This window comes from Kitasatospora sp. NEAU-CNBT7 (assembly GCF_057220535.1).
Window position 1 is genome coordinate 78,896 of sequence record NZ_JBXQQB010000024.1, and the last position, 12,912, is coordinate 91,807.

The following is a 12,912-nucleotide window of genomic DNA, read 5'->3' on the forward strand; positions in this document are numbered from 1 at the left end:
GATCTGGGGGCTCGTGTGAGGTTCAGGAAACGTGTGTCGGGCCTGGTGGTGGCCCTGATGGCAGCTGCGGCACTGGTCGCGGCCCCGGCCCAGGCGGCTGGCACGGCAACGCTCGGCACCACCACGGTCGGCGGCTCGACCGACTCCGGTGACTCCAACCACATGAACACCTCGCGCTACGTCACGGGCTCCAACGGTGGTGCGGTCAGCAGTGTCAGCGTCTACGTCGGCGCGGTCGACGCCGCGCCCAACAACCAGTACCAGGTGGGGATCTACACCGACGCGTCCGGCAAGCCCGGCTCGCTGCTCGCCAGCAGCACCTCCGGCACGCTCAGCGCCAACAGCTGGAACACCCTCGCGCTGACGGCCACCCTGGCCCCCAACACCCCGTACTGGCTGGCCTACAACAGCAACGGCAGCTCGGCGGCGGTCAACAACCTGAAGTACGCGGGCGGCGGCACCAGCGGGTACAGCGTCGGCGGCACCGCCTTCGGGACCTGGCCGGCCGCGTTCGGCACCGCCGCGACCGAGAGCGTCAGCTTCTCGATGTACGCGACGTACACGCCGGACGCCGGCACCGCGACCCCGCCCGGCGCGGGCCCCGGCAACGAGGGTCCGATCCTGCTGATCAGCAACCCGGCCAACCCCTACACCCGGTACTACACCGAGATCCTCAAGGCCGAGGGCCTGAACTACTACAAGGTCAGCGACCTCTCCGGGGTCTCGGCCACCACCCTCGCCTCCTATGACGTGGTGCTGCTGGGCGAGTCGTCGCTCACCCCGGCCCAGGTGAGCATGTTCACCACCTGGACCAACGGCGGCGGCCGGCTGATCGCGATGCGGCCCGACAAGCAGCTCGCACCGCTGCTGGGCCTGACCGCGACGCCCGACACGATCGGCGACTCGTACCTGAAGATCGACACCTCGGCCGCCCCCGGCGCCGGACTGACCTCCGACACCATGGGCTTCCACGGCACCGCCGACCGGTACACCCTGAACGGCGCCACCGCCGTCGCCACGCTCTACAGCGACGCCAACACGGCCACCGCCAACCCTGCCGTCACGCTGCGCACCGCGGGCACCGGCCGAGCGGCGGCGTTCACCTTCGACCTGGCCAAGTCCGTGGTCCAGACCCGGCAGGGCAACATCGCCTGGGCCGGGCAGCAGCGCGACTCCACCGACGGCTACGAGGCCAGCGAGATGTTCTACGGCACCGGCGGCCAGCCGGACTGGAACAACCTCGACAAGGCGCTGATCCCGATCGCCGACGAGCAGCAGCGCCTGCTCGCCAACCTGATCACCACCATGGACCTGGCCAAGAAGCCGCTGCCGCGGTTCTGGTACTTCCCGCGGGACGTCAAGGCCGTCGTGGTGATGAGCGGTGACGACCACGGCATCGGCGGCACCGTCGGCCGCTGGGACGGCTACATCGCACAGAGCCCGCCCGGCTGCAACGTGGCCAACTGGGAGTGCGTGCGCGGCTCCTCGTACATCTACACCGACGACCCGATGACCCCGGCGCAGGCCCAGGCCTACACCGACGAGGGCTTCGAGGTCGGCGTGCACGTGACCACCGGCTGCAAGCCGTGGGGGACCGCCGCCAACCTGCAGTCCGTCTACGCCGCCCAGCTGGGCGAGTGGAAGTCCAAGTACTCCACCCTGCCGACGCCCGCCAGCAGCCGCACCCACTGCGTCGAGTGGGACGACTGGGCGACCCAGGCCAAGACCAAGCTGGCCAACGGGATCCGGCTGGACGAGGACTACTACTTCTACCCGGCCTCCTTCACCAAGGACCGGGCCGGCTACTTCAACGGCACCGGCCAGATCATGAAGTTCGCCGACACCGACGGCAGTGTGATCGACGAGTACCAGGCGACCACCCAGCTGACCGACGAGTCCGGCCAGTCGTACCCCTCGACGGTCAACACCCTGCTGGACGCCGCCTACGGCAGCCAGGGCTACTACGCGGCCCTCACCGCCAACATCCACACCGACTACGCCGCCTCCACCGCCTCCGACGCGATCATCTCGGCCGCCAAGGCCAAGGGCGCCCCGGTGGTGTCGGGCCGTCAGATGCTCACCTGGCTGGACGGGCGCAACGGCTCGGCCTTCAGCAAGATGGCGTGGAACGCCAACAAGCTCACCTTCGACATCACCGGCGGCACCAACGGCCTGCGCGCGATGGTCCCCGTGACCTCCGCGGCGGGCACCCTCACCGGCATCAGCCGGCAGGGCCAGGCGCTCACCTACCGGATCGAGACCATCAAGGGCGTCGCCTACGCGTTCTTCGACGGCACGGTCGGCTCGTACAGCGTCACCTACGGGCAGGACACCACGGCACCGACCGTCACCGGGACCTCCCCGGCGGCCGGCGCCACCGGTGTGGCCCCGTCCTCGGCGGTCCGCTTCAACTTCAGCGAGCCGCTCAACCCGGCGACCGTGTCCGGCTCGACCGTCACCCTGAAGACCACCTCCGGCTCCACGCCGGTGGCGGGCACCGTGACGTACGACTCGGCGACCAACGGCGCGGTCTTCACGCCGTCGGCGGCGCTCGCGCTGACCACCGGCTTCACCGCCACCGTGCAGGGGGTGAAGGACACCGCCGGCAACACCCTGGCCGCCCCCTACAACCTGGCCTTCACCACGGGCGGCGCGCCGCCCAAGACCATCGGCAACACGGCGGTCGGGACCCTGATCGACGACACCGACTCCAACCACATGAACGGCAGCAAGATCACCACCGGCGCCTCGCCCGTGCCGCTGACCTCGCTCAGCGTCCACGTCGGCTCGGTCAGTGCGGCTCCCAACAACCAGTACCAACTCGCCGTCTACACGGACAACGCGGGCTCGCCCGGCACCCTCGTGGTCTCCACCGCGAGCGGCACGCTCTCGGTCAACGACTGGAACACGGTGCCGGTCAGCGTCACGCTGGCCGCCAACACCACCTACTGGCTGGTCTACAACAGCAACGGGACCACCTCCTCGGTCAACAACATGAACTACAGCGGCGGCACCGCGGGACAGGGTGCCTACAGCAGCGGCGGGGTCCCGTTCGGCACTTGGCCGTCCGACTTCGGCCCGGCGGTCAAGGACTCGCTGGCCTACTCGCTGTACGGGTCCTACTGATCGGACCCGCTGCCGGCCCCGGAGGGGCGTCTGTGTCACAACTCTGCGACACAGGCGCCCCTCCGGGGTTTTGAACCTGTTCAGAACGATCGGTTCGGGCCTAGAGTCGCCAGGGTTCGCACGTACCGGGCCTCCGCCCGGGCCTCCGGCGAGGCTCTGACGTGCCCGGTCGTCCTGAGGGGGAGTCATTTCCACGTCGTCGTCCAATCCGCCTACTCCGCCGGAGCCCGGGGGCGAGGTGTCCGAGCCGGGTGTCGGGGCACCTGAGCCGGGTGTTGGGGTTTCTGGGGCCGGGGCCGGTGCTGGGGCCGAGTCTGCGTCCGTGGCAGGGCCTGTTTCCGGGACGGGGTCCGCGTCGGCGTCCGGGGCCGCGTCCGTGGGTGGGTCTGTGGGGGTGCCCGCGCCGAAGCCGTTCGGGGCTACGGGGGCCGGGCCTGCTGGGGCCGCAGCTTCTGCCGGCGCCGCTGCGCCGCGAGCCGCTGCGCCGCGGGCCGCTGGGCCGCAGGCCGGGCGGCCTCCGGTCCCGCCGCAGATGAACCCGTACCGCTCGCCGTACCCCCAGACACCACCGCCGGCCTGGGTCAAAGCGACCGAGCCGCAGAAGCCCGCCTCTCCCGGCCCCTGGGTTGCCCTGGCGGGGATCGGCGCAGGAGTGGTCACGGCTGTGCTGCTCGGTGACGGACTGGGCGTCAACTTGCTGATCTGCGCCATCGCCGCGGCCGGAGTGGCTGCGCTGACGGCGCGGTCCGCCCAGCGGCGGGCCCGGCCCTGGACGCTGGTCTGGGCGGTCTCCGCGCTGGGTCTGCTGATCGTTCCGGCGGTCAGTGCCGCGGCCTGGCCGATAGCGGTGGCCGTCCTCGTGGCCGCCGGGGTGGGGTCGCTGGCCCTGCACGGCGGCACCCGGTGGGCGGGTGTCCTGCTCGGAGCGGTGGGTTTCTGGGGTCACTTGATGACCTCCGTGCCGTGGGCCGCAGCCGGGTTGCGGACGGACAACCTTCCCTCCCGCAACCGGGTGGTGCCGGTCCTGAAGGCGGTGGCCGTCTCGGTGGGCCTGCTGGTCGTCTTCGGTGCACTGTTCGCCAGCGCCGACGAGACGGTGGCGAACCTGCTGGGCGACCTGACGCCCAGCATCGACGTCGACGACCTGCCCTTGCGGGTCCTGCTCTTCGTGCTGGGCCTGCTGGTGGCGCTGGGGGCGGCACACACCGTCGCGTCCCCGCGTCGGTGGGACCGGCTGCCGATCTCCCCGGGCAAGCCCCGCAGCCTGGTGGAGTGGGTGCTGCCCATGACGGCGCTCAGCCTGCTGTTCGGCGTCTTCGTGACCGTCCAGGCGGTTGCGGTCTTCGGGGGTGGCCTGGACGCGGTCAGGACCAAGCCCGGTGTGATTCCCGCGGAGTTCGCGAGGGAGGGATTCTGGCAACTGCTCTGGGTCATCGTGCTCACCCTTGCCGTGGTGGTCCTCGCCGCGCGGTGGGCGCCGCGTGCGACGGCGACGGACCGGTTGATGGTGCGGGTGCTCCTGAGCGTCCTCTGTGCGCTCACGGTCGCCGTGGTGGCCTCGGCCATGTACCGCATGCATCTGTACGTCGATGCCTTCGGGCTGACCCGGTTGCGGGTCTCGGTCGCCGCGGTCGAGCTCTGGCTCGGGGTGGTGTTCGTCCTGATCGTGGTGGCGGTCCTGCTCGGCTCCCAGCGCTGGCTGCCCAGGGCCGTTGTGCTCAGCGCCGTGGTAGGCGCTGCGGTGCTCGGCCTGATCACACCCGACTCGCTGATCGCCGAGCAGAACGTCGCCCGGTACGAGCGGACCGGCAAGGTCGACGTGGACTACCTGCGGAGCCTGTCCGCCGACGCCGTCCCGGCGCTCGACCGGCTCACCGGTGACCGGCGGGCGTGTGCCCTGGAACTGATCAGTGGGGACCTGGCCGACGACGCACCCTGGTACGCGACGAGTCTCTCCGAGGTTCGGGCCCGAGCGATCCTGCGGGACCGCCCGGTCTCGCAGGACGCGTCCAAGGCCTGCCGGCGGCTGGGTATTCGGACGGGCGACGAGTACCCGTAAGCGGCGGGGCCCGTGGGGGTGTTGCGGGACCGGCGGGGTGGCGCCATTGGGCCGGAGTCTTGGGGCTGGGGGCGGGGCAGGGGTCTTGGCGTCGGGGTCTTGGGGGCCGAGGGTTGTGGGCTGGAAGCTGGGGGCCTGAGCCACCGTGGTCCGGGCCGACGGCGGGCGTGCCGGGGGGCACGTCCGCCGTCGGTGTGCGACAGGGGCCGTGTGCGAGCCCCTCGTTCGCCGACGGCGGACCGTCAGATGGCTATCCCGGCGGCCCCGTCGGAGGGCAGGTCGCTCGCCTTGGCCTTGACCACGAACAGCGCCGTCAGCAGGGCGACCACGGCGAGCGCGGCGCCGACGATGAAGGCCTGGCCGATGCCGTGGGCCAGCACCGCGCTGTACCACTGGCTGCCGACCGGGAAGCCGGCGCTCTTGGCGGCGGCCGCCTGCTCCGGCGTGGCGTGGGCCATGAAGTCCGGGAACTGGGCCTTCGACTCGTCCTTGGCCGCGGAGCTGAACACCGTGGTCAGGATGGACAGGCCGAGCGCACCACCGATCTGCTGGGTGGAGTTGAGCAGACCCGACGCCGCGCCGGTTTCGTGGCCGGCCACGCCGGCGACCGCGAGCAGCATGACCGGGACGAAGATCAGGCCCATGCCGAAGCCGAACACGACCGTCGGGCCGAGGACCCCGGTGACGTACCCGCTGTCGGCCTTGAGCTGGGTCAGCCAGGTGAGGCCGACCGTCACCAGGAGCGCGCCGCTCGCCATGAACAGCTTCGGCCCGTACTTGGCCTGGAAGGCCGAGGCGATCTGCGCGGCGATGATGATGGCCACGCTGATCGGGAGGAAGGCCACGCCTGCCTTGAGCGGGCTGTATCCGATCACCGTCTGCACGAAGATCGTGATGTAGAAGAAGATGCCGAACATGGCCGCGGCCAGGCAGAGCATCATGATCAGGCCGCCGGTGCGGTTGCGGTTGCGGAACAGGTGCAGCGGGGTGATCGGCTGGTCCGTGCGCCGCTCGATCACCACGAAGGCGAGGATCAGGACGATGCCGGCCGCGAAGGAGACGAGCGCCAGACCGTCGCTCCATCCGTCGGAGGCGGCCCGGATGAAGCCGTAGACCAGCCCGACCAGGCCGAGGGTCGAGGCCAGCGCACCCGGCACGTCGAAGCGGCCGTCCTGGCGCTCGGACTCGCTGATGAAGCGCGGTGCCGCGACGGCGATCAGGATCGCGATCGGCACGTTGACGAAGAACACCCAGCGCCAGTCGAGGTACTCGGTGAGCGCTCCGCCGGCCAGCAGGCCGATCGCCGCGCCGGAGCCGGCCACCGCGGAGAACACCCCGAAGGCGCGGTTCCGCTCGGGGCCCTCCTCGAAGTTGGTCGCGATCAGGGCGAATGCGGTGGGTGAACAGATGGCTCCGCCGATGCCCTGGAGGGCCCGCGCCGCCAGCAGCATGCCGGCGTCCTGTGCGATGCCGCCGATCAGCGAGGCGAGGCCGAACAGCAGCACGCCGACGATGAAGACCCGGCGGCGCCCGAGGATGTCGCCGATCCGGCCGCCGAGCAGCAGCAGGCCGCCGAAGGCCAGGGTGTACGCGTTGATCACCCAGGACAGGCTGGTGTCGGAGAAGCCGAGGGCGAGCTTGATGTGCGGCAGTGCGATGTTCACGATGGTGGCGTCGAGGACGACCATCAGCTGCGTGGCGGCGATGACGGTGAGGGCGAGACCCTTGTTCTGCCGCTTCGCGGCGCCGGGTGGAGCGGACTTGCTGAGCGTTTCCGATACAGCCATTGCTGGTCCCCCTGTAGCTGGCTACTGCTGTTCGATTGGTGCTCGACTGGGTGGTGCTGCGCTGGGTCGTCCCGGACCGGCTCGTGGTCTGCCGACCCTCCGACCTCCGGGGCTGCGGGCCCGTGGGTCGGCGCGGTGGGCAGGGAGCAGCCCGGAGCCGTGCATCCCCGTGCGAGTGAACGGGTGCGTTCACTATGCAGGACGATAGTGGATCGACTATTGTGAACGCAAGCGTTCTCTAGGATTGGTGATGATGAATCAGGCGGTTGGGCGGGACACCACCGGTCCGGCGGGCTCGGGGGCTCCGGCCGACGCGGGCCCCGCGGCCGGAGCCGGGCGCAGGCGCGGCCGGGCCCTGGAGGTGGCGATCTTCGAGGCGGCGCTCGACCAGCTCACCTCCGGAGGGTTCGCGCGGATGACGATGGAGGGGGTGGCCGGGGCCGCGCAGACCGGGAAGGCCGCGCTGTACCGGCGTTGGACCTCCAAGGCCGATCTGGTCGTGGACGCCCTCGGCTCAACTCTCCCACCCCCTACGGACATCCCCGACCTCGGGTCCGTCCGGGCGGAGTTGGTGCAGCTCATGGCCCATCTCGGCGAGGTGATGAACTCCCGGGCCGGGACCGCGATGCGGGCACTGATGGCCGAGCTCGACCACGAACAGGCCCTGCCGTTCAAGGGCTTCGTGCTGGACCGGGTGATCGGGCCGGTCACCGGTGCGATCCTCGCCATCCTCCGCCGTGGCGAGGAGCGCGGTGACGTCCGGCGCGGGGCGGCCACGTCGCTGGTCGCCGATGTCGCGCCGGCCATGATGCTGTACCGGGCGAAGGTCTGCGAGGGCCCGCTGGACGCCGGGTTCTGCACGGAGCTGGCAGAGCAGGTGCTGCTCCCGATGATCAGGCCTTGACCCCCGGTGGCCGTTGACAGCTGCTGCCCGGCGGGCGGCCGGCCGCCGCGGTTGCCGGCCGTCCGGGCGCGCCGCGGCGAGGCCGTAGGCTGGGATCTGCCAGACCGAAGCGAACGGACCGAACCATGCCCTATGACCCCCCGACCCACTCCGTCGAGCGCTCGCTGCGACGGGCCGGCGCCCGCGTGGTGGTCGGTCTGGACGAGGTCGGGCGAGGAGCGTGGGCCGGTCCGGTCACGGTGGGTGCCGCGGTGACCGGACTGCGCCGCCCGCCCGAGGGTCTCACCGATTCCAAGCTGCTCACCGAGAAGCGCCGCACCGCGCTTGCTCCGGTGCTCTCCGACTGGGTGGTGGCCTCCGCCATCGGCCAGGCCTCCCCGCTCGAGTGCGACGAGCTCGGCATGACCGCCGCCCTGCGGCTCGCGGCCAACCGCGCGCTCGCGGCGCTCCCGGTCCGGCCGGACGCGGTCATCCTGGACGGCAAGCACGACTACCTGGGCGGCCCCTGGCAGGTCCGTACGGTGATCAAGGGTGACCAGTCGTGCGTCTGCGTCTCCGCGGCCTCCGTGCTGGCCAAGGTGCAGCGGGACGCGCTGATGGCCGAGCTCGGCTCGGATCTCCCCGCCTACGCCTTCGAGGACAACGCCGGCTACCCGTCCCCGGTGCACCGCGCCGCACTGGAGGAGTACGGGCCCACCGGGCACCACCGGCTGTCCTGGGCCTACCTCGACGCGCTGCCCCGCTGGCGCCACCTCAAGCGGGTCCGCGCGGTCGAGGCGGCCGAGTCGGCGGACGAGGCGCGGGGCGAACAACTCGCGCTGGGTTTCTGACGGCTGACGTTCACTTCGGCGACGCCCTGTCAGCGCCCGAGGGCCGTGGACGGGAGCCGCCGGCCCGGATTCACGTGTCCAAACCGTGGGGCGCCTGTGCGCATCCGACCGGCGTTTGATAGATATCCGGGTATGCCAGTCTTCCCCGAGGATCCGGAGATCCACGACAGTCTCCCGGGCCCCGGCGTTCCCTCCCCCCGCAAGCCGGACGTATCCGCCTCTCGCACGCCTGCCGCTGTGCCCGCGGGTCAGTCGTCCACGGCGCGCCCCGGGCCCCCGCGCCCGGCGCCGCCGCGTCCCGGCCCGCCGGTCCGAAACGCCCGGATCCCCAAGCCCGGCCCCGCCGCCCGGCCCGCCGCACCCGCCCCGACTGCTTCGGCCACCGCGCCCGCCGGGCCGGCCGTCCAGCTGGTCCCGACGGCCCCCGCCCAGGCGCTGGAGCGCGCCGACGACGTGGTGGACGGGCTGCTGGAGGCCGGCCGGAGCCCCGGCGACATCCTGGTCCTGACGGTGGGCGGGGCCCACCCCTGGCAGCGGCACGAGCTGTCGTTCGGCGAGAGCGCCTACTGGGCCCAGCTGGCGGAGGGCGGTGACGTCTTCTACGCGGACGCCGACACCGACCGCCCGTTGCGGCGTGAGGTCGTGGTGCTCGTCGTCAACGACGCCCGCCCCGCCCGGATCGAGCAGGCGGCCCGCAAGGCACTCGGCCACGCGGCGGCCCTCTTGGTGGTCTGCGGCGACACCGCCGCTGCGACTCCCGCCCTGCCGGAGCCCTCCGACCGCCCCGTTCCCGCCTGATCCGACGATGACGCCCTGAACAGGTGCCTGACGGCGTGGCCCCCGGACCCAGGTCCGGGGGACCAGGCTTTTCGTCCCTTTTCAGGTCTCCATCAGTGTGAGATGCGGCGGCGCCGGTCAGCGGGCGGCGGAGCGACGGACGACGGCGTCAAGCGGTGCCACCGGGCCGGACGACGAGAGCTGGCCCAGCGACCGGGCCGGGCCGAGCCGGCTCGCCGGGGCCGGTCGGCCGGTCCGGCCCGGGGTGCCGGCTGACAGTGGCCACCGGGCGGCCTCCGCGTCCCGCGCGACCCACGTGGGCAACTCCGTCACGGTGCGCATCGGACCGTCCACCCAGGACCCGGAGTGCGGCTCGGCGCCGCTGCGGCCGTCCCCGAGCGAGTGCCACCCGGCGGGCGTCAGGGTGAGGTAGGCGCCGCAGCGCAGCCCGTGCAGGGCCGAGGCGTCGCGCAGGGCCCACATCCAGGCGCCGTCCTGCTCGGTCCACTCCGGCCCGCCCTCGCGGCAGCGCAGCAGCACCGCCGTCCGGACGGGGGTGGCCAGCCGCAGGTCGTGCGGGGTGATCCGGCGCAGCTGGCCGAGGATCGCGTTGCGGTGGTGCCAGCCGTCGGTGGCGTGCGGTCTACCGGTGAACGAGGCCGACGCGACCACCCGGTCCACCGGGTCGAGCACGGCGAGCACGCTCGTGCCCGGCTGGGGGAGGTGCCGTTGGTGCAGTTCGGCGACGAACTCGCCCGGTGCTCCCGGCAGTGTCACGCCGGACCCGGTCCAGGTCTCCAGGTCGATCGTCCGCGCGCCGTCGCAGGGGGTCTGACCTCGGTCCATACCGTTGATCACGATCCTCCTTCCCGGGCCCGCAGGCGCGCAGGTGCGGGCGTACGCCGAGGGCCTGGTCCGCGGACCGGGCTGTGGATACCGTCCAATTCTCGGGTCAGACCGGGTCGAGCGGCAACGATGAAATGACGGACGCCGCCCGAAAGCCGGTGTTCTGCCGGATATATTCCACCGTGCCGGTGGCGCCATTCGATGACGGAGGGATCAGTTCGGGCGGCCGCCCCGACGGGCCGCCTTCGAGTGGACGGTCAAGTGGCCCGCTTCGCCGGTGCCGGTCTCCCGGGCACCGGCTTCTGCAGTGGTCGCCGGGGGACGGCCACCGACGCCGCGCTCCGGCTCGGGTGCTCAGGCCTGCACGGCGAGGACGAGGGGCAGTACCGCGTCGGCCCCGGCCTGGCGCAGCAGCCGTGCTGCGACGGTGACCGTCCAGCCGGAGTCCACCGAATCGTCGACCAGCAGCACCGGACCGGGCGTGGCCGCCAGCGCGGACCGCAGGTCGGGCGGTACCACCAGGGTCCCGGAGAGCGAGTGCAGACGCTGTGCGCTGTTGCTGCGGGGGCCGTGCGGCGGCTGTCCTTGGGCGTACTCGAGCCTGCCCAGTAGGGGCAGACGCCCGACCGAGGCCAGTCGTTCGCCGAGAGTCCCGATCAGGGTCGGCCGGGTGGCCGAGGGCATCGTCACCACCCCGACCGGGCGGGCCGGACGGGTTCCGTCGTCCGAAGCCGGACCGGCCCAGCCGCCGGGCCCGCGGGCCCAGTCCGCCAGCACGCTGACCATCGCGTCCAACACGTCGGCGGGCACCGGCCCGTCCGGGGTCTGGTCGCCGAGCAGCGCCCGCAACCGGTTGCCCCAGCCGATGTCGGAGAGCCGGCCGAGGGCCCGGCCGGTCTCGGCCTGCTCGCCCGCCGGGATCCGGCCCTTCAGGGACACCCCGATGGCCTCCATACCGGTCGGCCACAGCCGCCGGGGTTCGAACAGGACCCCGGGACGGCCGAGCGCGGCCCGGGCGGCTGCCAGCGACTCCTCGGACACCTCGGGGCCGTACCGCAGGCCCGCGCAGTTGTCGCAACGGCCGCACGGCGCGGCCTCGGGGTCGTCCAGCTGGCGCCGCAGGAACTCCATCCGGCAGCCGGAGGTCGTCGCGTACTCGCGCATCGCGCCCTGCTCGGCCGTGCGGGACTCGGCCACCTTGGCGTAGCGCGCGGCGTCGTACGCCCACGGCTGCCCGGTCGAGGTCCAGCCGCCGCGCACCCGGCGCACCGCACCGTCCACGTCCAGCACCTTGAGCATGGTCTCCAGCCGGGCCCGGCGAAGATCCACCCGCGGTTCGAGGGCGGCCGTGGAGAGCGGTCGGCCCGCCTCGGCGAGCGCGTCGAGGGTGCGCCGGACCTGCTCCTCGGGCGGGAAGCCGAGCGAGGCGAAGTAGCGCCAGATCGCCTCGTCCTCGCGGCCCGGGAGCAGAAGCACCTCGGCCCGGTCGACTCCGCGGCCGGCCCGGCCGACCTGCTGGTAGTAGGCGATGGGGGAGCCCGGCGAGCCGAGGTGCACCACGAAGCCGAGGTCGGGCTTGTCGAAGCCCATCCCGAGCGCGGAGGTGGCGACCAGGGCCTTGACCCGGTTCGCCAGCAGGTCGGCCTCGGCGCTGCGGCGGTCGGCGTCCTCGGTGCGGCCGGAGTACGACGCCACCGGGTAGCCGCGCTCGGTGAGGAAGGCGGTGACCTCCTCGGCGGCGGCCACCGTGAGGGTGTAGATGATGCCGGAGCCGGGCAGCTCCGCCAGGTGCTCGGCGAGCCAGGCCAGCCGGTGCGCGGGGTCGGGCAGGGTGAGGACGGCGAGACTCAGGCTCTCCCGGTCGAGCGGGCCGCGCAGCACCAGGGCGCGCTCGTCGGAGCCGCCGGTGCCGAGCTGCTCGGCGACGTCGGCGGTGACCCGGGCGTTCGCGGTGGCGGTGGTGGCGAGAACCGGGACGCCCGGCGGCAGCTCCGCCAGCATCGTCCGCAGGCGCCGGTAGTCGGGGCGGAAGTCATGGCCCCAGTCGGAGATGCAGTGCGCCTCGTCGACCACCAGCAGACCGGTGGACGCGGCGAGCTTCGGCAGCACCTGGTCCCGGAAGTCGGGGTTGTTCAGCCGCTCGGGGCTGACCAGCAGGACGTCGACGGCGCCCGCCGACACCTCGGCCTGGATGCCGTCCCACTCCTCGGGGTTGGCCGAGTTGATGGTGCGGGCGTGGATGCCGGCCCGGGCCGCGGACTCCACCTGGTTGCGCATCAGGGCGAGCAGCGGGGAGACGATCACGGTGGGGCCGGACCCGCGCCCCCGGAGCAGGGCGGTCGCGATGAAGTACACCGCGGACTTGCCCCAGCCCGTGCGCTGGACCACCAGCGCCCGCCGGCCGTCGACCACCAGTGCCTCGATGGCGGCCCACTGGTCCTCACGGAGGGTGGCCGAGGGACCCGCCAGTTCGCGCAGGACCGCCTCGGCCCGGGTCCGGACGGCGGCACGGTCGACGGGCTCGGCGGGGTGGTGCGATGTGGGCTGGTCCATGACTCCATCAATACCGCGTGTCGCGGACAA

8 protein-coding genes are annotated in these 12,912 nt (G+C 72.5%); 5 read left to right on the forward strand and 3 right to left on the reverse strand.

Features of this window, described 5'->3' with window-relative positions:
- Positions 1-57: 57 nt before the first annotated feature.
- Positions 58-3,126, forward strand: a complete 3,069-nt coding sequence (locus AC2TEW_RS26875; protein ID WP_484625939.1) for an Ig-like domain-containing protein — start codon at positions 58-60, stop codon at positions 3,124-3,126.
- A 664-nt stretch (positions 3,127-3,790) separates the two neighbouring features.
- Entirely contained in the window at positions 3,791-5,185 is a 1,395-nt protein-coding gene (locus AC2TEW_RS26880) for a DUF4153 domain-containing protein (RefSeq protein WP_484625940.1), read from the forward strand.
- 242 nt (positions 5,186-5,427) lie between these two features.
- Here the strand turns inward: AC2TEW_RS26880 and AC2TEW_RS26885 are convergent, their stop codons facing one another.
- Positions 5,428-6,972 carry an MFS transporter gene (locus AC2TEW_RS26885; RefSeq protein WP_484625941.1) on the reverse strand — a complete coding sequence of 515 codons (1,545 nt, stop codon included), beginning with the start codon at positions 6,970-6,972 and terminating at the stop codon, positions 5,428-5,430.
- Positions 6,973-7,225: 253 nt separating this feature from the next.
- Between AC2TEW_RS26885 and AC2TEW_RS26890 the strand changes: the two genes are divergently transcribed.
- The 3 genes from AC2TEW_RS26890 to AC2TEW_RS26900 all read left to right on the forward strand — a co-directional run bounded on the left by AC2TEW_RS26890 (position 7,226) and on the right by AC2TEW_RS26900 (position 9,504).
- The gene (locus AC2TEW_RS26890) at positions 7,226-7,876 is read left to right on the forward strand and encodes a TetR/AcrR family transcriptional regulator (RefSeq protein ID WP_484625942.1); all 651 of its coding nucleotides are present in this window, start codon (positions 7,226-7,228) and stop codon (positions 7,874-7,876) included.
- A gap of 125 nt (positions 7,877-8,001) precedes the next feature.
- Positions 8,002-8,706: a ribonuclease HII gene (gene rnhB / locus AC2TEW_RS26895; RefSeq protein ID WP_484625943.1), complete on the forward strand. Its 705-nt coding sequence runs from the start codon at positions 8,002-8,004 to the stop codon at positions 8,704-8,706.
- A 237-nt stretch (positions 8,707-8,943) separates the two neighbouring features.
- Complete coding sequence (locus tag AC2TEW_RS26900; RefSeq protein WP_484625944.1) at positions 8,944-9,504, forward strand: hypothetical protein; 561 nt, start codon at positions 8,944-8,946, stop codon at positions 9,502-9,504.
- 117 nt (positions 9,505-9,621) lie between these two features.
- Here the strand turns inward: AC2TEW_RS26900 and AC2TEW_RS26905 are convergent, their stop codons facing one another.
- Both AC2TEW_RS26905 and AC2TEW_RS26910 read right to left on the reverse strand, forming a co-directional pair.
- Positions 9,622-10,329, reverse strand: a complete 708-nt coding sequence (locus AC2TEW_RS26905) for a hypothetical protein (protein WP_484625945.1) — start codon at positions 10,327-10,329, stop codon at positions 9,622-9,624.
- A gap of 354 nt (positions 10,330-10,683) precedes the next feature.
- Positions 10,684-12,882: a RecQ family ATP-dependent DNA helicase gene (locus AC2TEW_RS26910; RefSeq protein WP_484625946.1), complete on the reverse strand. Its 2,199-nt coding sequence runs from the start codon at positions 12,880-12,882 to the stop codon at positions 10,684-10,686.
- Positions 12,883-12,912 lie beyond the last annotated feature (30 nt).